The sequence below is a fragment of the Thalassospira sp. ABL2_045 genome (genome assembly GCF_056161285.1).
This window is the reverse complement of record NZ_JBSWYV010000007.1, coordinates 107,046-129,361: the sequence shown is the minus strand read 5'-3', so window position 1 is coordinate 129,361 and position 22,316 is coordinate 107,046. Positions and strand designations below refer to the sequence as shown.

At 47.6% G+C, this 22,316-nt stretch carries 18 protein-coding genes; 10 read left to right on the top strand and 8 right to left on the bottom strand.

The window, feature by feature from the left end; translation table 11 throughout:
• Window positions 1–2 precede the first annotated feature (2 nt).
• Together ACXAIA_RS11955 and ACXAIA_RS11950 are read left to right on the top strand one after the other, a co-directional pair.
• Window positions 3–1,721 carry a sulfatase-like hydrolase/transferase gene (locus ACXAIA_RS11955; protein ID WP_475349526.1) on the top strand — a complete coding sequence of 573 codons (1,719 nt, stop codon included), beginning with the start codon at window positions 3–5 and terminating at the stop codon, window positions 1,719–1,721.
• 104 nt (window positions 1,722–1,825) lie between these two features.
• Window positions 1,826–2,818, top strand: coding sequence for an N-acetylneuraminate synthase family protein (locus ACXAIA_RS11950; RefSeq protein WP_475349525.1), 993 nt, complete (start codon window positions 1,826–1,828; stop codon window positions 2,816–2,818).
• Window positions 2,819–2,871: 53 nt separating this feature from the next.
• Here the strand turns inward: ACXAIA_RS11950 and ACXAIA_RS11945 are convergent, their stop codons facing one another.
• The 6 genes from ACXAIA_RS11945 to ACXAIA_RS11920 form a co-directional block, all read right to left on the bottom strand.
• Window positions 2,872–4,506: a polysaccharide biosynthesis PFTS motif protein gene (locus ACXAIA_RS11945; protein WP_475349524.1), complete on the bottom strand. Its 1,635-nt coding sequence runs from the start codon at window positions 4,504–4,506 to the stop codon at window positions 2,872–2,874.
• 182 nt (window positions 4,507–4,688) lie between these two features.
• The gene (locus tag ACXAIA_RS11940) at window positions 4,689–5,375 is read right to left on the bottom strand and encodes a glycosyltransferase family 2 protein (protein ID WP_475349523.1); all 687 of its coding nucleotides are present in this window, start codon (window positions 5,373–5,375) and stop codon (window positions 4,689–4,691) included.
• Entirely contained in the window at window positions 5,362–6,438 is a 1,077-nt protein-coding gene (locus ACXAIA_RS11935) for an N-acetylneuraminate synthase family protein (RefSeq protein WP_475349522.1), read from the bottom strand. Before ACXAIA_RS11935 ends, ACXAIA_RS11940 begins: the two co-directional genes overlap by 14 nt.
• 93 nt (window positions 6,439–6,531) lie before the next feature.
• Complete coding sequence (locus tag ACXAIA_RS11930) at window positions 6,532–7,407, bottom strand: SDR family oxidoreductase (protein ID WP_475349521.1); 876 nt, start codon at window positions 7,405–7,407, stop codon at window positions 6,532–6,534.
• A 147-nt stretch (window positions 7,408–7,554) separates the two neighbouring features.
• Complete coding sequence (locus ACXAIA_RS11925; RefSeq protein WP_475349520.1) at window positions 7,555–8,163, bottom strand: acyltransferase; 609 nt, start codon at window positions 8,161–8,163, stop codon at window positions 7,555–7,557.
• Window positions 8,160–9,113: a Gfo/Idh/MocA family oxidoreductase gene (locus ACXAIA_RS11920; protein ID WP_475349519.1), complete on the bottom strand. Its 954-nt coding sequence runs from the start codon at window positions 9,111–9,113 to the stop codon at window positions 8,160–8,162. The genes ACXAIA_RS11925 and ACXAIA_RS11920 overlap by 4 nt, the downstream gene beginning before the upstream one ends.
• Window positions 9,114–9,282: 169 nt before the next feature.
• Between ACXAIA_RS11920 and ACXAIA_RS11915 the strand changes: the two genes are divergently transcribed.
• Together ACXAIA_RS11915 and ACXAIA_RS11910 are read left to right on the top strand one after the other, a co-directional pair.
• A complete protein-coding gene (locus ACXAIA_RS11915; protein WP_475349518.1) occupies window positions 9,283–10,326 on the top strand; it encodes a transglutaminase-like domain-containing protein in 1,044 nt (347 codons plus the stop codon).
• Window positions 10,327–10,346: 20 nt separating this feature from the next.
• On the top strand, window positions 10,347–11,471 hold the full coding sequence (locus tag ACXAIA_RS11910) for a glycosyltransferase family 4 protein (RefSeq protein WP_475349517.1): 1,125 nt from the start codon (window positions 10,347–10,349) through the stop codon (window positions 11,469–11,471).
• Here the strand turns inward: ACXAIA_RS11910 and ACXAIA_RS11905 are convergent.
• Window positions 11,468–12,331, bottom strand: a complete 864-nt coding sequence (locus ACXAIA_RS11905) for an inositol monophosphatase family protein (protein WP_475349516.1) — start codon at window positions 12,329–12,331, stop codon at window positions 11,468–11,470. The two genes, ACXAIA_RS11910 and ACXAIA_RS11905, sit on opposite strands and share 4 nt — an antisense overlap.
• A gap of 72 nt (window positions 12,332–12,403) precedes the next feature.
• Between ACXAIA_RS11905 and ACXAIA_RS11900 the strand changes: the two genes are divergently transcribed.
• Complete coding sequence (locus ACXAIA_RS11900) at window positions 12,404–13,354, top strand: phosphoglycerate dehydrogenase (RefSeq protein WP_475349515.1); 951 nt, start codon at window positions 12,404–12,406, stop codon at window positions 13,352–13,354.
• Here the strand turns inward: ACXAIA_RS11900 and ACXAIA_RS11895 are convergent.
• Window positions 13,340–14,050, bottom strand: coding sequence for a glycosyltransferase domain-containing protein (locus ACXAIA_RS11895; RefSeq protein WP_475349514.1), 711 nt, complete (start codon window positions 14,048–14,050; stop codon window positions 13,340–13,342). The two genes, ACXAIA_RS11900 and ACXAIA_RS11895, sit on opposite strands and share 15 nt — an antisense overlap.
• A 143-nt stretch (window positions 14,051–14,193) precedes the next feature.
• Here ACXAIA_RS11895 and asnB (ACXAIA_RS11890) point away from each other — a divergent pair, with 143 nt between their 5' ends.
• The 5 genes from asnB (ACXAIA_RS11890) (at window position 14,194) to asnB (ACXAIA_RS11870) (ending at window position 22,307) form a co-directional block, all read left to right on the top strand.
• On the top strand, window positions 14,194–16,146 hold the full coding sequence (gene asnB / locus ACXAIA_RS11890) for an asparagine synthase (glutamine-hydrolyzing) (protein ID WP_475349513.1): 1,953 nt from the start codon (window positions 14,194–14,196) through the stop codon (window positions 16,144–16,146).
• 127 nt (window positions 16,147–16,273) lie between these two features.
• Complete coding sequence (locus ACXAIA_RS11885; RefSeq protein ID WP_475349512.1) at window positions 16,274–17,293, top strand: class I SAM-dependent methyltransferase; 1,020 nt, start codon at window positions 16,274–16,276, stop codon at window positions 17,291–17,293.
• A gap of 3 nt (window positions 17,294–17,296) precedes the next feature.
• Window positions 17,297–19,222, top strand: a complete 1,926-nt coding sequence (asnB, locus tag ACXAIA_RS11880; protein WP_475349511.1) for an asparagine synthase (glutamine-hydrolyzing) — start codon at window positions 17,297–17,299, stop codon at window positions 19,220–19,222.
• A complete protein-coding gene (locus ACXAIA_RS11875) occupies window positions 19,210–20,349 on the top strand; it encodes a glycosyltransferase family 4 protein (RefSeq protein WP_475349510.1) in 1,140 nt (379 codons plus the stop codon). Before asnB (ACXAIA_RS11880) ends, ACXAIA_RS11875 begins: the two co-directional genes overlap by 13 nt.
• Window positions 20,349–22,307, top strand: a complete 1,959-nt coding sequence (gene asnB, locus ACXAIA_RS11870) for an asparagine synthase (glutamine-hydrolyzing) (RefSeq protein WP_475349509.1) — start codon at window positions 20,349–20,351, stop codon at window positions 22,305–22,307. The genes ACXAIA_RS11875 and asnB (ACXAIA_RS11870) overlap by 1 nt, the downstream gene beginning before the upstream one ends.
• Window positions 22,308–22,316 lie beyond the last annotated feature (9 nt).

Sequence of the window (22,316 nt, the reverse complement as noted above, 5' to 3'; positions counted from 1 at the left end):
TCATGAGGCACTTTGTATCAAAATTTGCTGAAAACTGGCTATTACCTCCCTATGTAACCAAATTGCTGCGCAGAGAAAAAAAACTACCAAAGCTACAAAAATTCTGGATGGGGGAGCCGGTTAATCCGTCTTCGGATGATGGCCAATATTTTACTTCAGTTGGCCTTTCAAGCATGACGATAACGCGGCGAGATGACACTCGCACTGCAGCTAGAATATATGGAGAATACAACTTTCCTGTGGCCATTACGTCTGGCGGTTCTGCAATCGACTTTTCAATCGTATGCGATACTACTAATAATGCCGCAAGACTTATCGTTAAAACAGATATCGAGGAAATAGAAGTCACGGGGCTGAGGAAGCCTAGTTGGGGATACGCCCCCGGTCGCTGGATTGATGTCCGTGTTAAATGCAGCCAAGACTGTCGTAATATAGCGATAAATAGCAGCGATTCTGTTTTCATAACAAGGCCTCGGAGCACTGTTATAAGTACAGTTTCGGCAAATTGGTGCGATAACGCGCCTGCTCCCCACCACATAGTATGTCTGACTTTGGATGGACTGCCCTCGTGGGTCTTCGATAAGAACTTGTGCCTTGAGGATGGATCAGAAATTACTCCAAATATCTCTCAATACTTCAAAAAAGGCCTTCATAGCTACAACGGTTACTCTTCAGCAGAATGGACCCTCCCAACTATAGCCAGTATGTTCTCGGGGCTAAAGGCGTCAGAGCACAAAATGTTCCATCCAAGAGACAACATATACCATCGCGATGATGTGAAGTTACTTGCTGAAACGATGAAATCCGCCGATTACAAGACGATATGCATGTCGGCGGCGAGTAGAATAAACCCAGCTTTCGGATGTCATCGCGGCTTTGATCGTTTCATTTATCATTGGGCAGAGGAAGGCCGGTCAGAACTAGACTACTCGCCTTCAGAATGGATCAATGAACTAGTGGGCTTTATTTCTGCAAATAGACACCACAAAACCTTTAGTTATCTCCAGTTTCAGGACCCTCATCCGGCGTGGGACTACGGACCGCTACCCCAATCTCTGCAGTTAATGAGGCGCGGAAATAGATTAGCTTGGAATCTTTCAGCGATGAAGGGACAACAAGGAGCCTGCGAACAAGGTAGACAACTTCTACTGCTAAGACTGCACGAGCTTGATCGTATGCTCGGTTACCTATTCCACTTCCTTGAACAAACCTGTAAGAACACAGCAACTGTGATTCTAACATCCGATCATGGAACGCCTTGGAAGGACTTCCGCTCAAATAGGGCTGTCGACGAACCTACTTTGGTCGAAGATAGAACCAGAGTTCCATTTCTGGCGACAGGAGTGGGGATTCCGGAAAAAGAACTAAGTGGTTTAATTTCTCCGAATATTGATCTCTATCCAACAATTATGGCCGCCGCGAAAATAGACCCGCCAGCGCACTTAGCAGGCAAAGATCTTACGAAACAAGACTGTGTTTCGGATTACGTTGTCAGTGAATCTGCGTTTGCGGGAATTTACGAAATCGCACTTAACTTTGACTCCGGTGTTTGGATTGAGAAATTTCCTTACGATGATCGGTCTTGCAAAATCACCGGAGATGCTTTCTACAGCAACTGGTTCGAGAAACCGCAGTTAGATTACAACATTAAACATCAAGCACCTATTCCAAACATTTGTGAGTTAACAGCACAACATATCACTCGGGCAGGGCTGAGATAACGAAACAATATACGGTTACGTTAGTGTACCAGGTTCCACGAGAAACTGGTTAGCTACTTCCAATGTGTCTCCAATTGGAATGGAACCATTAAGAGGGTTAGAAAATGGTCGAGATCATAGCAGAGGCTGCACAGGGCTATTACAGGGACAACCTTAACATCGCCTTGACGTTGACCGACATGGCATCAGCAGCAGGCGCGGATGCTATTAAATTCCAGTTGGTATATGCCGACGAACTTTGCACACAGGACTACAAACATTTTGAGATATTCGACAGTCTCTACATGAGCAATGCGGAATGGCAAAAAATTGCAGACCGCTGCACTGAAAAAGGGATTAGCCTTTATCTTGATGTTTTCGGACTAAAGAGCCTTGAACTTGCCTTGAAATTAGGTGTTAAAGGCATAAAACTGCATAGTACAGACCTATTGAACCTGCCTCTGATCAAGGCATTGGCGAAAAGCAATGCAGAACGAGTTTTACTTGGAACCGGCGGCACACACGCGTCAGAAATAAGCCAAGCTATGAAGCTATTGGATGGAAAGGACATTGTGCTACTCCACGGTTTCCAAGGTTACCCAACAGCAAATAAAGATAATCAGATTTCCAGGCTTGCCCTTTTGGGTGATCTCTTCCCAGGCGCTACCATTGGGTTTGCCGACCATGTGCCGGAGGACGATCCTGCAAGACTGTGGTTATCTGCAGCCGCCATTGGAGCAGGTGCATCTGTTATTGAGAAACATATTACACGCAGCTTGGTCTTGCGAGACGAAGACTGCGAGGCAGCATTAAACCCCGATGACTTCAGTGCTTTTGTGGAGAACATGAGATTGACAGAAAAAGCTGTCGGACTTTCTCTAGAAACTGAAGATTTTGGGATGTCTAAGAGTGAGGATGTATACAGAAAAGCGATGAAAAAACAAGTTGTCGCGAAACAAGATCTAGAAGGTGGCCGCACCATTGACACAAAGGACATCACCATGATCCGTACGTCAGATCACGGTGACCTAATCTATGACTTGGATAGAGTACTCGGAAGAACCTTAACCTCATCAAAAACTGCTGGATCCGCATTTAAAGAAACAGATTTTTCATAGAATGAACAAAATACACACTTAAATAAAATTAGATAGAAAGATCATCCTCGAGGTCAACTTGGCTGCGACGAGTTTGTTCCTACTTTGCAATTTGCACATTTATCATCGACTGTGGTCTTGACCCACTCCTTCAGGAATTCAAAGCTATTAATATGCTCTATTCGGTCATATTGATTTCCCTCCTGTTCCAGATCACCGGTGGGATCATAGAATGCCGTAGGCTTTCTGAGATACCTAGCTATGAGTGACGTGCTTGTGAACGGCATTGAAATCGTTGCATCGCAGTGCTCCGCAACGCTCCTTGCAGACGTTCCATTCGGGAGAAGGATAACATTATCCTTACCCTCTAAAGACATCAGATAATTATAGTACAACGTAGCCGTCTTCCCATTACCCAACCTTTTCGGCTTCAAATAAAGAACCACATCTAATTCTGACACAGATCGAATGATATCTTCGTAGAATTTAATCACGTTTTTATCGGTGTAAAACCTCGAATAAGCGCCTATTTCGATTAGGGCATCATTTCCGACAGGTTTCACATCGAAGACCGCAATCTTGAAATTCTTTCTTTCATCTAAAGGAGTATTTCTTTCCTTTATAAAAGGTACATATGGGACCTTCGTAAAGCTACTTGCCTTATTCAACGGATTGAGGCGACTAATTACGTTACGTTGGTTATCGGACCAAACAAAAAAATGCTTCCAGTGCATCATTTCGGCTCCAAACCATGGATCCCTGACTCCATTTAATATAATTGGAAGAGAGTTCGACGAGTAATAAAGTAAACTTACTTTGCACCCTTTCCTCTCAACATAGAAAGTCCACAGCGGCTTATGTAACCAGTCAGCATTGTTAAATAAATATTCGGAAGAAAACGCGCTTGAAGGCAATGACTTCAGGTATGATATAAAAATAAGATCCTGACTTAATATTGCCGACCCCGAACGGCCACAAATAATACCAACAAACGCACTAAATATAACGAAAGAAGACCTAAACAGAAACATTAATAAGTTACGCATCCCTATCAACCTAGGAAACGGGTACTTCATTGATATGTAATTATATCGATTTTCTGGTAGATCCACTCCTGAAAAAACTAATTTCTCATCACTTTCAAGAAATTTGTCACAGTACCAAGTCGAGAAGCAGTCAAGAGAGACTTTTTCATCAATCTCAGCAATGGAACTCAGCGGAAAATTGCACGCAACGTGACAATTTTCCATATCAGACCAGTCAGCACATGAACTTCTTTTTTTGTTTTCAAGCGAGTACAGCATCAATCCCAAAAACTGACGACAGCCGCTTATAAGCATAGAACAGACGTCACGGGAAAAAGTCAACTTAGAGAATAAACCTTCCTTAAATCCCTGTTTCCCCACTAGATTTTTACGCCAAGCGCTCGGCAATCCAAGAACTGGCGAGGATTTTTTATAATTTCTGTGCAAAAAATGAGGGTAAAATTTCTTTAAGTATTTTCTTTTTACTGTATTTTCCACGATGATTTGCCGCATTCGGAAACGCGCCTCCTCCTCCCCCACCCATTTTTTGGCAATTCGAGGGCATGCAGCAAATTCGGTAAAAACAACATCAGAGAATAGCGGCTGAATACTATTGAGGCGATTTTCAAAGCTATCAGATTTTTCACAGGCTGAAATATCAGCACATTTTTTATCAACTACCATTCCGGTTCCATAATATTCTGGCTGACGAATTCAAAATACAAAATTGAAACTATTTACCCGATTGGCACTTAAACCGGCTCTCAGCATATGCCATGAAGCAAATGATATTCCCTTGTTAAATTTTGGGCACAAGGAGAAAATATGCGGCTCATTCTTCAAAATTTAGGCGAACGGGTATTTTTTCAGGGGAACCTTTTGCTGAAGATTCCAAACCAGAACACTTTGATACCACCAAGAAGAATTTTTCCGCTTCCCCTCAAGTTTCGAGAGAAGACAGACTTTCCAAAACTTCTCCGACGCAGTTTAACGGGCAACTGAACAACATCGTCGGGGAAAATACCAATGGCTCGTGCCGCCAGATACATGTTCAACGCGCGCCCGGCATCTCTAAAATACTCTCGGATAAAATCGGCCCTGAAGCACTTCAAACCGCAAAGGGGATCCTTCAAACCTGTTACGCTTCCAGCGATGCAACGAACAATGGATTCCGAAAGTCGAGGTATCCATGATCGAATTCCGACCACGGCGACGGCATCTCTTTCAATAGCGGCGCTAGCAACTGCCACCACGTCCTCAATCGCGAATTGACCATCGGCGTCAACGGTTATGCACCATCGACATCCTTCAAGTTCCGTTGCAGCACTAAGTCCGGTGCGGATTGCGTGCTCGTACCCAATATTCCGCTCATGCGAGCACAATTTATCAGCACCAGCAGCAAGCGCAATTTCCTTGGTTTTATCCAAAGAGCCGTCATCAACGACCAGAACAAGAAATCCCGCACGCTTTAATTCGTGAATAACCGCAGTGATACTCTCTTCTTCATTGTAAGCTGGAAGAACAGCCCAGATACCTCTTTCAACCTGCAACATCTGACTTTCTCAGATATTCCCCCGCAGGCAAATCCCTCTTTAGAGATAATCCGACCACAGACTCGATCTCATATGGCAGAACAGCGTCTTTCGGAGCAGGTCGCAACGCCGTCAGATCCTCCTCTTTCAGCACGTGACCGGCCTTCATGTCTTTGACGACACGCAGGCATCGGCGTTGCAAGATCGCAGTTTCAGACTCATTCTCAGCTACAAATTTTTCCTCGCTACCGAGAGCAGCCTCCAACTCTCTAGTACGATCGACCATGTCACGCCAAGTCACAGGATCCATGCTGAAGACGTGGTCTGGGCCTTCTCTACCCGTATTGTCAGTAAAATGTTTCTCCACAGCCCTCGCACCTAAAGCAACTGCACCAAGAACAGTAGCATGTCCTGGCGTATGATCAGAGAGTCCTAGTACGGTTCCTGGATACCTTGTAGCATAGGATTTCAGCACATTGAGATGGATGTGCCGCATATTCTCGAGGCTGCCAGTATAATTTGTATTGCACTGCATCAAGCAAATCGGCACATCAAAAGCACTCAGAACCTGCATAACCCTATCTACGTCTGAAAGATCAGACGCTCCTGTGGCCACGAATTGCGGTTTCCCGGTTCCAGCCATTACTTCGATTATCTCTGGCCAAGTGATATCGCCAGAGCCCATTTTATAGGCGGGCACGTTGTATCTTTCGAGTATTTGAACCGCCTCGATGTCGTAGGGTGTCGAGAAGAAATGAACACCTGCATCTTTCGCCGCCTCTACCAGCTCCCCCGTCCAATCTCGGTTCAATGATGCATCCTGATAGACCTCAAAGACGCTTTTCGTCCAGCCCGCTTGATGCGACTGCTGATTTCCCAAATTGCGGAAGCCATAATCACTGACAATCTTATCTGCTTTGAAATGCTGAAACTTTACCGCATCGGCACCTGCTTCAGCAGCCAAATAGACCAGCTCCTTCGCGCGCTTAAGGTCTCCATCGTGGTTTGCAGCAATATCAGCAATAAAATAAGTTGGATGATATAGCCCGATCTTGCGACCCAGCACTTCAAATTCCAAAGTCAAACTTTAATCCCCTGTAACAAACAGTCGGTATGATGCAACTAACTCGAGCCACACAAGACATATGTTTACACATCTTGAAGACACAGCGCCGACCTACAATAACTCAACACTTTCGGCCAAACTTGGCGCTTTCCAGCCAACAAGCCTCTCGATTTTCGACGTGTCAAGTGACATATCCAGCGGTCGCAAGACGTGCTGGTTATCAGCAATCAACTGCCCTTCCTGTATGCACCCATTTTCAATTCTCAGATGCTTCGCAATTGTACGCACAACAGCAAGCTTGGAAACTACTTCACCGCCAGCCACATGGAATATGCCTTCAGTGTTTGCTTGAAGAAGGGCAACCAAACCAGTGTAAAGGTAGTCAACGTGCAATGGCGTATGAATCACATTGCCATAGCCTGTAATTGTTTCACCTCTTTCCAAGCTTGAGATTACCCAGTCAGCGAAAGATTTTTGCCACGCCTCGCCTCTTGCCAGAAAATTCGTGCGCACAACCAAAGCTGATTGATAAGCTTCCAGCACCGCAAGCTCGCCAGCGCTCTTTGTTCTTCCATATGCGTTTAGTGGACAAGGTAATTGCTGCTCAGTCATTCTTGATGAACGACCGTCCCAAAGTTGATCCGTAGAGATATATACAAACTTGCTCCCGGCTCTAGCAGCCGCGAGAGCAAACTTCTCTGCATTAAATACATGCACCATCTCTGCAAGATCTTCATTTTTCTCACAAACCTCAATACTCGTGATTGCAGAGCAATAAATAATCAGATCGTAGCCCCGTAGATCAAGATTTCCCTCATCGACCGGCTTGGACAAATCAAGGCGTTGCTGCGATGCTACAACATCTGGAGCGAGATTATTGAAAACCACTCCGTCCACTTGCACCTTGTCTCGAAACAAGTTCTTGGCAAAAGCTGCTCCCAACAATCCACTAGCACCTACGATCAGGCATCTGGTTATACTATTCATAATATGAAGGCTCTTGGTTCTCGAGAACTTGAATCCTTGGATTAAGTACCCTCACCAAACAGGCAGGCAGAGTATCCGCGTTTGATGAGATATGGATCGACAAATTTTTACACTTTAAGCGCACAAAACCCAAAAACGGAAAACTAGTTAATCCTTTTGGACCTGCAAACGCTCATTCACCAGTTCATATGTTTCGCCCGTCCCTGGGCAAGTTAGGTCGTCAAGCAACTTATAACCCGCCCGACTCATCCACCCAGTTCGGCGAGCTGGTACACCCATCATTAAAGCATGAGCGGGCACGTCTTGCGTAACGACTGCACCAGCCGCGATAAAACACCATTCTCCAAGTTCATGACCGCAAACAATTGTCGCATTAGCGCCAATTGTCGTCCCGTTGCGTAGTACAGTACGGCGAAACTCATTTTTGCGTTCCAGGTTGGCCCGTGGATTATTCACATTGGTAAAGACGGCACTGGGACCACAAAAGACATTGTCTTCCAGAACCAGTCCTTTGTATAGGCTTACATTGTTTTGGATTTTACAGTTATCACCAATCTGAACATCTGGTCCTACGACAACATTTTGACCGAGATTGCAGTTACTTCCGATCTTCACATGCCCGAGCACATGACTAAAATGCCAGATTTTCGTGCCCGCACCGATGATTACATCGTTATCGACATAAGAACTTTCATGCACAAAGGCTGTCTCGTGAACCGAGGCGTTGGGAAATCGGTTAGTATTTGTAGGAATCATAGCAAGCGCGTCTTGGTGAAGGGATGGACCTCTGCCGGCTTTTGTTCAAGTTCGACATCACGAATTCGAGAAACTATCTCAATCGACGGTCGCACTTCTTCAATTGAATAGCCCCTCCCTTCAAGAATTTTTTGATATGAAACAGTATGTAAGTCGGCAAAACCGCCAGAGAACTCGACCTCTTTCCCGTTCAAAGTGATAGATCGCCAAGTGCTCTGGTTTTCAGGAGTTTCCGCAGGTAGATCACTGCGCTCAATTGATAAAAACCAACGAACTCGAGCCCTCTCAAACTCTAGGTAACCCGCATTCCGTATTACGTCACGCAAATGCACCTCAGAATGAGTACACTTACCAAACAGAAACCCCAGCATATCAAAAAAATGAACACCAATGTTGGTCGCAACACCGCCAGACTTACTCTGATCGCCCTTCCAAGATACGTGGTACCAGCCTCCGCGCGAAGTAATATAGGTCAAATCAACTTCGTGAACCTTTTCCGGCTCTGCGTCTACTTTCGCTTTTAAAGAGAGGATTGACGGGTGCAATCTCAACTGCAATATACAATTGATGGCTTTGCCAGACGACTGCTCCATTAATTGCAAACCATCAAGGTTATGTGGGTTGAGAACTAATGGCTTTTCACAAATTACATTTGCCCCAGCCCGAAGCCCAAACCGGCAATGTGCGTCATGAAGATAATTTGGAGAACATATAGAAACATAGTCAATTTGACGGTTTTCTCTCGTCAACTTGTCAATGTGCCGGTCAAACCGCTCGAACTCAGTAAAAAATCTTGCTTTCGGAAAGAAGCTGTCGATTATGCCTACGCTGTCATTAGGATCTAGGGCCGCGACAAGATCACCACCAGTGTCCTTGACTGCTCGCATATGTCTCGGTGCGATATAGCCGGCAGCACCTATTAGTGCGAAACGGGACGCAACTGAGCTCATATTTCATCCTTTTTGACCGCAATTATCAATTGTCCGAAGACGTTCCGACTTAATATCGACTATGATAATCTGGTACAAGCGAATTTGCTTCATGGGCCTGAATAGAAGCTGAACTCGAACCTGCCCTAATATACCTCAACCACACTCTTCTTATGATAGAATAAACCCCATGAGCACAACCTCTAAAACATTTATTCTCGCCTGCCTTTTAGCTGCATTCATTGGAAGCTGGGCTCTTTCCTCGGTTCATGTATTTTCATGGACTGGTCGTTTAACCGGTTTCGACATACTACAGTTCATTGGATCTGGCGCTGTTCTAGGTCCAAAAAAAATTACTTTAATTGACTCGATCGGACTCATTTTAACTTTCTCACTCGTATCATATTATTTATTTCTAATTACAATGGACGGACGGCTAATTCGGACAGCAGCACTTAGCATTACTCTTCCAATAATTTTAATTATTCCATATTGGACTGCCTCAGCTCCGCTTGGCAGCTATAGCCAATCGATTCAGACCGAAACACTTCTTGTCGACGAATACCAAAATATGTTTTCGCGCCCGTCAAAAGGCAGTCAGGCATTAAACAGCTACCAAACTTACCTTAAACACGTCGATCAACAGTACAAGAAGTACCGCTCACACCTGAGAGCGTCATGGCCAAACATAGACGAAACGCAAGGGTTTATTCTTTTTGCCCTCAATATTACGGCAAATCTATACTCATTTGGGAACAAGCACCCAGAAGCACCTGGAGGCTGCGCAATACAGAACGAGGCTTTCGGCTCAGGATTTCGTAATATTGAGAAAGACGGTTCCGATTTCTATCTGAAAACGCCAATCGGATGCTGTACCGATTATGCTGTAATGCTCAAGTTGATACTTGATCATGCAGGGTTGAAAAATAACATCGTATCTTTGGTTGTACATGGCCATGTGTTCAATGAGGTTGAAATCAATGGCCAATGGTACACTTTAGATGCAAATATTGGCGTTTTCTACGATGGTAGGTGGAATGACATCATTGACCAAGGAAAACCCTTCCGTGCAACAGTTTTTCCAGTTCTGTCAATGCAAGGAATGAACCCAGAAACCTACCGAGAGGGCTTTTTCCCATTCCGCCAAAAAACAATGATGATCCTTGCACGCGGAGCCGAACGAACAATAACCACCAATGGTCCCGCCTTGACGATTGAACGGATCGAACCGTAGTGACTTCATCCAAGAAATGCATGACAACAAAACTCGTTTATTTCAGCCCTGAGCCAGATCGAGAAGGACACGCGTCCTATACGCATGTTCATGAGATAATCAACAATCTGCGAGATATCGGATGGTCTATTGATTACTACAGCCCGCGCTATGCTTCTCGTAAACTGCCGGGTCCAATAACGCGACTTGGTGGGATTGCAAAAGCATTGTGGAAAGCTGTTTTTCGCAAACGCCCAGAAATCATTTATATGCGCTGGCATTTTGCTGCTTTCCCGCTTTCGCTATGGGCGCGCATATGGAATATACCTGTTATTATAGAGGTTAATGGGCCTATAAACGATCTATTTATAGCTTGGCCGTTTACGAGAAAGTTTAAGCATCTATTCGGTTGGCTTATGCGGTCACAACTGAAGTGGGCCGCAGGTATTGTAGCCGTTACCGAAGGATTGGCCGAACTTTGCCGAAGCATGACGTCCGAAAAAAAGACAATACGTGTTATCCCTAACGGTGCAAACACGGTTCATTTTCATCCTCATGCTGCAAACAGTCCCGTACCACTAACAAACCTTCCAGATAACTTCTGTCTGTTTTTTGGCACTATGGCACCATGGCAAGGTATTGACGACCTTCTTGCTGCTGTTGACAACGCGGAATGGCCAACAAACTGCCCTCTCTTGATTGCAGGAGATGGCGAACGCAGAATTGCTGCAGAAGCTATGGCAAACAAACATCCGCGAAAGATACGCTACCTTGGTCGCCTATCATACAAAGACTTACCTTCTCTGGTTGCTAGAAGCCGGTTTGCATTTGTTTGCACTCAAGACATTGATGGGCGTGCTACATCAGGAATGGCACCGCTGAAGCTATTCGAGAGTCTAGCTTGCGGTGTCCCTGTTATTGCAACGCGCATGCCGTTCCAGCAAGATGTTGTTCGCGATGCAAATGCAGGGATATTGGTCGACGAAAGCAGTCCCGATCAGATACTTAAAGCTGTACAGGAGCTATTGAAGTCCCGAGAAAAATGTATCGAAATGGGGAAAAGGGGACGCGACTTCGTTGACCTTCATCACTCTTGGCGTACCCGTGCCGAAGAAACGCACGAGCTTCTTATTCAGGTAACCACTTCAACCCGAACCGTTGATTAGTTCAGACACCAAAATTTAGTTCTGCTAGCCTTTGATGCGCCCAACTTGTCGGATAATTGACCATTCGTTGCAACCACATCCACGCACCAGTGTTCCAACGCTTGTCTGTTGTTTGCATAATTCTTGCCTGATTCAAACGTCACCCTACCACCTGCGGCGCGAACCAACGCTATTCCTGCGGCGACATCCCACAGTTGGATGCCTTGTTCCCAATAGGCATCCGCTCTGCCTGATGCCACAAACGCCAACGATAGAGCCGCACTCCCAATCATACGCACCTTCCGCCACCTCCCCAACTCCAAACCGAAATCAGCCAAATCCTGTTCGGCAAAGCTTCTGCCAGCAGGTAGGCCAGTCATCAATACAGCTGATTCCTTGTGCGCTGTTTTCGACACGGACATAGGCATTCCATTTGCCAAACAGCCTAAGCCAAAAGCACCACAAAACATCTCATCACTATTGAAGTTATAGATCACCCCAAGAATTGGCTCCTTGCCTCTCATCAAGGCAATAGAACAACAGCAAAGCGGAATAGCTTGCAGGTAGTTGACTGTCCCATCCAGCGGATCAACAACCCAGTAAATGTCTTGCTCAGGATCGAAAACGGGGCCTTGCCGACCACCTTCCTCACCAAGAATACCGTACGGACTGCCCGCAACTAGTTGCTCAACAATGTAAGATTCCGACCTTTGGTCGGCTTCGAGCTTGATATCCCGGCGGCTCTCGATAGCAACATTTGACCAATCGCCATTTACAGCAGCTTCTTTTAAAAGCTTACCTGCTTCCCGAGCGACGGCCTCCGCCAATTTCCACATCGACTTCAGCTGCTCTGAGGTTATTCCCGTGATATCGTCTTGCATGTGCGTCCTCGTGCTGTAAAAGCATTTGCAGTCCAATCGCCTGAACTGGCACTGTATGTCAAGAAGTAGCCCATGCCACAGCAACCAAAAATCGCAGTAACATCCCGCTCATTTTCCAGCGACAGCTATCTCAGAGCAAAGTTGCTTGATCGCTACGACAATGTCACCTTCAATGACAGCGGAGAGAGCTTAAGAGGTGACGAGTTAGTCGATTTTCTTGCCGGCCACGAAATGGCGATCATTGCACTTGAACCTGTTGACGATGCGCTGCTTTCCAAACTGCCTGAATTGAAGATCATATCAAAATACGGTGTGGGTTATGACAAAATCGATTTGGACGCACTTCATCGCCGAGGCGTTCTTTTTGGCTGGACTGGCGGGGTAAACCGCCGCTCGGTCTCGGAGCTAGCTCTTGCATTCGCAATCTCGATGCTTAGACATTTACCCTATGCCCACTCCGAAATCCTTGCTGATCGCTGGCGGCAACATGTTGGCAACCAGCTAACGGGCAAGACTTTTGGGATTGCAGGCCTTGGGCACGTTGGCAAAGATCTTGTGAAACTGCTGAATCCATTTAACTGCCGCATATTAGCCCATGACCTTGTGGAAGACAGAACATTCATCAAGGATTATGCGGTTACAATGGTTGATCGTGAAACTTTGTTTGCAGAAAGCGATGTCATCAGCCTTCATTTACCGTATGACAATTCAACCAAGGACTTTGTTTGTGCAAAAGAGTTCGAGTTGATGAAGAAAACGGCGGTGCTTGTTAACACTGCACGTGGTGGACTTGTGTCTGAAACTGATCTTGCCAACGCACTAGAATCCGGTGAAATCGCAGCTGCAGCGTTGGACGTATTTTCCAACGAGCCCCCGAAAAACAATGCACTATTGAGTTTGAACAACTTCTGGTGCTCGCCTCACCTCGGCGGATCGGCCATTGAGGCAATTCACGCGATGGGAGAGGCTGCTATCGACAATCTGTCAAAAGCCAAGCCTGCAGTGCCATCAAATTTTCGCTAGCCGCTTTCGCATCGACCTAACAAGACGCGCAACAAATGACCGATGGTGCGATCGGGTCCGAAAGTACTCTCTTTTCAAGCTCTGCGGAAAAGTGCTCGGACGGAAGCCCTTACTCCAACAAACGTAAGGCAGCGAGAGCTGATCTCGCTTACTTTGCTCATCAAGCTCCTGGAACCAGGCATCGCCAAGTTCTTTGACCTTGGTCTCATTGTGGCGGCGCAATATCAGATTGTTCTCGTAAAGCGGTGCAGGATCAGAGAGCCCTGCGGTGCGGTACTTTTCTTCCTGCCGGGCGAAGACATCAGGCGCATCATACCCCATGCGAGAACATTCACTGAATTCCTCGTAGAGATTATCGCGGAACGGATGTTCCGATACCGCAAAGTCAGGCCAGTTCAAAGCTTCGAGAAGTTCAGTCGGGTCGCGTTCAAACCTCGCATTCCCGTCAATATAAACCGAGTAGTCATAATCCGGGAAAAACAGATGTGGCTTAAGCTTGGGCAATCGTGAATAGCGTGTCAGATCAAGCCCCGGATTCTCAAAGACTCTGACTTGCCAACGAGAACGGCGTAGCAGTCGCTTCCAGAGAGGTGACCTCCTGTCCGTCAGCAGCACAAAGTCCCAGCCGGGGAATGGTGGCAAGGAACGAACGTCGTCATAACCGCCGACAATCACGGAGTAAATCACCTTGCGCATGAATGCCTTTCTGACTATTAGCCAAGATAGGTCCCGCCAAATTACCGGGCACAAACGGCGATTGTTATAGCCCGGCGAACACGCTGGCACAAGCCGGACCGACCAGTAAAACACTGTCTGAAAGCTTGAGAAAGCAGGAAACTATGTGTGGTTTTGCAGGCCTTTATCAGGCCAACACAGTGATGGATCGCAACCGACTTGTCGGGCAATTGCACGCGGCCGGAAATACGATCTTGCATCGTGGACCTGATGACGAAGGCTTCTGGACCGATGCCAGCGGCCATATTGGGCTGGCTTTTCGACGCCTTGCTATTCAAGACCTGAGCGAGGCAGGCCATCAACCAATGCAGTCACCTTGCGGTCGATATGTCATCGCCTTTAACGGTGAAATATACAATCACCTAGACCTGAGACGTGCTCTGGAGACCGAAGAGCCATCTTACCGGGATTGGCGCGGGCATTCTGACACAGAAACGCTAGTTTCAGCGATTGCCCATTGGGGATTGGACAAGACGCTATCGCTACTCGATGGGATGTTTGCATTTGCTATTTGGGACAAGAAGGATCAGGCACTGACTCTTGTTCGCGACCCATTTGGAGAAAAGCCTCTGTACTTTGCTGCGTTTGGCGATGCAGTGGCCTTTGCGTCAGAAATTAAGGCATTGCCCCCGCTTGGTGTTCCGAATGGCGAGATAGATGACAGCGCACTCGCGAGTTTCCTGCGCCATCGATATATCCCTGCACCAAGAACAATCTGGAAGCACGTCCGTAAACTTCGCGCGGGCGAATATGTTCGCTGGTCAATCAAAGCCGGCAACAACCCCAGTCACCACCAGTACTGGAATGGAGAACAGGAAGCGCTCAACGCCCAAGCAAATCCGTTCAATGGATCACGTGCAGACGCCAAGGCACTTATATCCGAGATGCTCGAAACACTCGCCCAAAGACGCCTGATTGCGGATACACCACTTGGCTGCTTCCTCTCAGGCGGCATTGATTCGTCTCTGGTCACTGCATTGGCTGCGAAAGCATCAACCGGGCAAGTCGGAAGCTACACAATACGATTTGACGACCCGCGCTATAACGAAGCAGATCATGCTCGTAAGGTTGCTGACCACCTTGGAACCGCCCATCACGAGGTTCTTGGATCAGCCGAGGAGGCTGCAAAACTGGTTCCTCAACTCGCCCATATCTGGGACGAACCTTTCGCCGACCCATCCCAGATCCCAACTCTGCTTCTTTGCCGAAAGACCCGAGATCATGTGACCGTCGCCCTCTCCGGGGACGGTGGCGACGAATTCTTCTTTGGCTACAGCCGCTACGCGACTGTTAAATTAGGCTGGGACAGCCGCACAGTTTCTAAACGCGGTTCTCGGCATAGGCTTTTCCCATGGAAACAGTTAGACAACGCAATGGGCCTTTTGCGTGGCAAACCAAGTGTCAAGGCTCGGCGAAGCTACACAAAAATGCTGCGCGACAACGCAGATACTCTGTCTGCCTACAATCATCATCACAGCAGCTTCTGGCGTCACAGCCTACCTCTCAACCCTGCTTACCTTAATGATACTATGGTCATCGATGATATCTGGCCGCTGTCATCAGAGACAGTCGCGTTGTTGCCTGTTGGAAATAGCCTGATGGTTGCTGACAGCCTTTGTTACCTGCCTGAAGATCTGATGGTAAAAGTCGATCGTGCTGCAATGAGTACATCTCTCGAAACGCGCACCCCGTTTCTCAACCGCGAACTTGCAAGACTTTGCTGGTCATTGCCGCAATCTTGGAACGAAGGGGATGGTGGCCGACTAAAAACTGTACTGCGCGATATCTTGTATGACCACGTGCCTACCGAACTGGTTGATCGCCCGAAACAGGGTTTTGATCCGCCAATCCGGGAATGGCTGCGTGGCGATCTTAGAAAGTGGGCAACAGAACAAATTGAAGAGATGCCCGCAACGCTTCGAAACCGGCTCGACATGACAGAAATAGAGAAAAGCTTTGAAGATCATCAGCGAGGTGCAAACCTTGAAGGTGAACTTTGGCCAATCCTGATGTTATCGGCCTGGGGACGGGAAAACCTGTCTATGTTTGAAGTCTGATATGGCAGTAACCTCTTAGTAAAGTGATTACAGCTCTCCTCTAGCAGGGTTTTCATGGCACGCATTTACGATCTGGTGTAAACAGCAGAGAAATTGGCGTCTTTGACCCTAACCAGTTGAATTATAGATGAAGCCTGAATTTGTTTCCTATTTGCGCTGCCCGAAAACGGGTAACTCACTTACAATCGAGATCACAGAAGAAGCAAATGGACGGGTCAAAACCGGAAGTTTGCACAATGGATCCGGTGATAGTTGGCCGATTATTAACTTCGTGCCACGGTTCGTGGAGGAAGGAAACTACGCTGATAATTTCGGGCTTGAATGGAAAATACACGCACGTACACAGTTTGATGCCGATGCAGGCCACAAGATGTCCGAAGACCGTGTCTTCGACGTAACGGGTTGGGACCGCGATCTCAAGGGAGATTTAATACTTGAAGCTGGGTCAGGCAGCGGTCGTTTTACAGAGCATTTGCTTGCCACAGGCGCAATAGTCATTTCTTTTGATTATAGCGATGCTGTTGCTTCCAACATGGCAAACAACGGTATGCACGAAAACCTCTTGCTCTTGCAGGCCAATATATACGAGATGCCGTTTGAGCCCGCGTCTTTCGACAAAGTATTCTGCTTTGGCGTTTTGCAACATACCCCAGATCCACAGGCCTCATTCAAAAGCCTGGTGAAAATGATCAAACCTGGCGGAAAAATCGCGACCGATGTCTATCTGAAATCCTTGATGCGGTTTTACTTGAACACGCGCTACTGGGTGAGACCGGTGACCCGGAAGGTTGCCCCTAAGAAGCTGTATCAATGGTGTAAAATCTACATAGATGTTATGTGGCCGTTGGCTCGATTGATACGCAAAGTCCCGGTAATTGGTGAAGCTTTAAACTGGCGTCTCTTAATAGCGGATTATGCCGTACAAATGCCGGATGCGGACGATGCAACACTCAAGGAGTGGGCATTGCTTGATACCTTTGACATGCTCTCACCTGCATTCGACATCCCACAAACGCCAGCGACCTATCAAGGTTGGCATGAAGCGGCATCATTAGAGAACATATGGGTCCGACGAGGACCGAATGGCTTGGTCGCAACAGCAGAAGCGCCAAGAGAAACCATCAACGATAAATCGGAAAAGGGCTGATCTATGTGCGGGTTCGCCGGTTTCGTAAACTACGACGGCATACCGAGTGACCATGCAAATCGAGTGGCCCATTCTATGGCCAACAGCATGCGGCGCCGTGGCCCAGATGCCCAAACAGCTTGGGCATCTGACACTGGCGAAATTGGTCTAGCACATGCGAGACTAGCGGTTATTGATCTTTCCGAAGCCGGTAGCCAACCCATGCATTCCAGCTGTGGGCGATACGTGATTGCATATAATGGGGAAGTCTATAACAGCGACGCCTTGAAGCAATTGCTTACGGGGAGTGATATTATTGACTGGAAAGGTCATTCGGACACAGAGGTCATTCTCGAATGTTGTGCGCGTTTGGGCGTTTATGAAACCGTCAGCCACCTGATCGGAATGTTCGCCTTCGCGTTCTGGGATAAGGCAACCAAAGAATGTTGGCTTGTTCGCGACCGATTGGGCATTAAGCCACTTTATTGGGGGCAACGCGGCGATCTTGTCTTGTTCGGATCCGAATTAAAGGCATTGAAAGCCTACCAAGACTGGAAGTTTGACATATGCCCTGATGCCCTTTCGTCATATTTGCGGTTCAATTATGTCCCAGCGCCAAACTCTATTTTCCAGGACATCAAAAAGTGCCGCCCTGGGCATATCATTCATGTATCCAAAGGCAAGGCCGTTAAGGAGCACTGCTACTGGGATATGCAACAGCATGCTCTCGATGGCACGAAAAATCCTTGGACGGAGGGTTATGCCGCTGCGAAAGATCACCTTGAAGGCTTGCTGCGTGATGCCATAGGCCGTCGAATGGTTGCGGATGTTCCGCTTGGTGCCTTTTTGTCAGGCGGCATAGACTCGTCACTTGTTGTAGCCCTTATGCAAAGCCAAAGTGATCGACCGGTGCGTAGCTTCTCAATCGGGATGGATGTTGAGGGTTATAACGAGGCGGAGCACGCTGCTGCTATCGCAAAACACCTCGGCACCGATCACACTGAGCTTTACATCACCCCGGAAGACGCCCGTTCCGTCATTCCCGACCTTGCGAATTTTTATGATGAACCGTTTGCTGATTCCTCACAGATCCCGACATTCCTGGTGTCTAGAATGGCGCGAGAGCACGTGACAGTAAGTTTGTCAGGTGATGGTGGCGACGAGCTTTTCACTGGCTACGAGCGATATTTCTGGGGCGATAAAATAAACCGAAAACGCAACCTGCTGCCCTCACCGCTGCGCTCGGTTATGGCAAAAGTGCTTAGTATGCCCAACGAAGATGTTTGGAGCAGTTTGTCAGCAGTTGCCAGAGTCCCTCACTTGGCAAAAAAGATAAAGAAGGTTGCCGAAATCCTTGAGCTTGAGGACGAGATGGCCTTGTTCCGCAGACTTGTATCGGTCTGGCATTCCCCAGATCAAATCGTTCGTGGTGCAAATGAACCAAATGGGCTCTTGTGGGATCAAGCATTGGTAGAGAGTATGCCAAACTTGATGGAGCGCATGCAGTTTCTCGACATGATGACTTACCTCGTTGACGACATACTGACGAAAGTTGATAGGGCAAGTATGGCTACCAGCCTCGAAGCAAGAGTTCCTCTTCTGGACCATCGGGTTGCAGAGTTCGCCTTCACCTTGCCGCGCGAGATGCGTGTTCACAACGGAAAAGGTAAACGAATTCTGCGAGATATTCTCTCCCGCTACGTACCACGTTCGCTATTTGAACGCCCAAAACAGGGTTTTGGAATTCCTATAGGACAGTGGTTGTCTGGTCCACTCAATGACTGGGTAGAGGATTTGTTATCTCCCGCCAAGCTGGGACATGATGGATTTATTGACCCCGGCCCTGTTCGAGCCGCATGGGATGAACATAAATCAGGAAAATCCAACAACGAAGTTAAGCTCTGGACAGTCTTGATGTATCAGGCGTGGAAAGACAGATGGGTGGAATGACCAAAAAGCATCGTCATTCTTTGCTAGTACTTGGCGCGGCTACAAGCCCGCATGTTCTTGCGCGAGCCAGGGTTTTCGCCACCCTAGGGTGGGATGTAACAATGGTGAGCCCGGTCGAGGCGAAGTCCCATCCAAACGACATCAAAATCATTTCAACTGCGAGGGGTAAAGGAGCATTCGGGAAAGTTCGTAGCCTGCTCGCCTGTGCACGATTACTGCTAACGCTCCGCGCAAACTTGGTTCACGCCCATTATGCCGCTGAATATGGGACTTGGCTTGCTGCCGTCTTAAACCGCAAACCGCTCGCCATCACTGTAATGGGCGGAGATGTTTTGTTTGCAGAGCAAGGATCTCTAGGGGGAGTGGGACGCTTTCTTACACGACTATCTCTGCGTCGTGCCGATTACATTACAGCCAAATCACAGCACCTTGCGGATACACTTAAAACATTCGGTGTCCGCCCGGATTGTGTCGATGTAATCTATTGGGGGGTAGAGCCCGACTTGTTTCACCCTTCTGTTCAGGCTGGTAAAGAATACCGCGACAGTTTGGGTATCCCGAACAAACGACGTGTCGTTTATTGTCCCCGGATGCTCAATCAACTGTACAATCAACATCTGATCATCAATGCATTGCCAGCCGTGCTTGCCAAATGCCCCGACGCGCATCTGATCCTTTCTGGGTTCGGTCGCGAAGAATCTTACGCAGCAAAGATCGAAGACCAAATTGATAGATTGGGGCTACGGGAGAATGTGAGTATTACCGGCCCCCTCCAAAGACACGAAATGGTCGGCGCCTATAATGCCGCTGACGTTGTGATCAGTATTCCTTCGTCAGATGGCATGCCTCAGTCTGTACTTGAGGCAATGGCCTGTGAGAAGCCCGTCATAGTAAGCGAGCTTGATCACTATCGTGAACTCTTTAGCGATGGAGAGACCGCCACATTCGTAAAATCCGATACCCAAGCAATTGCCGATAGCATAACTGAACTGCTAAATAATCCCAGAAAAGCTGAAAAAAATGCGCATGCTGGTGCTGCTCTCGTCAAAAAAACAGCTCACTTTCCAGTTCAGGCAAAGCAAGTGGCTGATAAATTTGAATCTCTGATTTCCGGGAACGAAATCTGATGTGCGGGATCGCAGGATATTGCCTTAAGCCCGACAGTCACGTCAGTGGCTGGCGCAGACAATTGCAGCAATTTGCTGCAAATTTGTCACATCGTGGACCGGATAATGCAGGGTATGCGATATGGGCCCAAAACACCGGTTTTAACCTGCACCTTAATGACAAGTCCCTAGAGGAAGCCCCTGAACCTGCGCCACAACTTGGTGTCATGCATCGCCGTCTCTCCATTATCGACACCGCTGCCCGATCCAATCAACCGATGCTCAGCTCAGATGGTCGATATCTTTTTATCTACAATGGCGAGATTTATAACTATCTGGAATTACGGAGGGAGTTAGAACAGGAAGGTTGCAAATTCCACACCGCTTCGGATACCGAAGTCCTGTTGCAAGCTCTGATAACTTGGGGTCCAAAAAAAGCATGCTATCGCGCAATTGGTATGTTCGCCTTTTGCCTGATTGATCAATACAGTCGGCAGGTCGTGCTCGGTCGTGATGCATTTGGCATAAAGCCTTTGTTTTATGCAACTCCTTCAAATGGCTTGGTCTTTGCCTCCGAAATTAAGGCTATGCTCAATTGGCCTGGAATTACACGCCAGGCTAACCTCAAAACGGTTCGCGATTACTTGGCGATGGGACTGGTAAACTGCGAGGACTCTAGTTTCTTTAAAGAGATTAACTCGGTTCCTCCGGGGCATTATCTGGAATTCGCGATTGATACGCCCCATCAACTAGAAGCCTATTCATTCCTCAAGCCTCAAGCTGATCGACTGAAACCTTCTGATATCTCTCGTGAAGAAGCAGTCTCTGAGCTGCGGAACCTTTTTCTGGAGTCTGTTCGAATTCACATGCGCAGTGACGTGGGTTACGGCGCATTACTATCGGGCGGCCTTGATTCCAGCGCAATTGTTGGCGCGATGCATACAGCGGGCTCCACCGACCCGATCCGTTGTTACAGTTTCGTAAGTCCCGGCGATAGTTGCGATGAGACCAAATGGGCCGACTTGGTAATTGATCGATACGGCTGTGTATCGCAAAAGATTAGCGCCTCACCTCAGGACCTATTTCGAGATCTGGAAACATTGGTTGGCCTACAGGATGAGCCATTTGGCAGCACAAGCATCTTTGCCCAGTTTTGCATATTCAATGCCATCCACGCAGACCGTCAGACAGTCGTACTTGATGGTCAGGGTGCCGACGAAATTTTCGCCGGTTATTTACCCTATTACGCCGCACGAATTGCAGGTCTTGTGAAGGTGGGGAAATTTAGCCAGGCAATCAGTTTGCTCAACGCACTTGGACACCATAACCAGGGCAGCAGGGTAAATATCGTTCTGCGAAGTCTGGCCCGACTGATACCTGAGACCATTGGGTCCCTGATTCATAAATATTACGCCCAAAACAATCAAAGAAAGGTCGTTGATTGGGATTGGTTTGACCGCGCTGGTGCGGTTGCTAACTACTCACCCATCAGCGGCCTTCAAGACAATCTTTCTGATGCCCTGCACCAGGATGTTGTGCGGAACAATTTGCCCGGACTACTGCGCTATGAAGACCGAAACAGCATGCATTTTTCGGTTGAAAGCCGTGTGCCATACCTGTCTCTGCCATTAGTGGAGTTTGCTCAAAAACTACCTGAAGAATGGTTGATTGATGCAAATGGCCGAAACAAGGCTATATTCCGCGACGCCGTGGCTGACCTTGTGCCCGAACCGATTCTTACAAGACGCGACAAAATCGGTTTTGCTACACCTGAAGACCGGTGGTTTGGTGAGAGCAAAAATATTGTTGATGAATTGCTGGAATCGGCAAGAGAACTCGAAATCCCTTTTTTTGACATCAAGGCTGCGCGAAAACAGTTTAAGCACGATATCGCTAAGGGGAAAGGGTTTAACCGGCAGGTCTGGCGCTGGCTTAATCTGGCCATGTGGAGCCGACAGAATTCAGTTGAGTATAACTGAACTACTCCA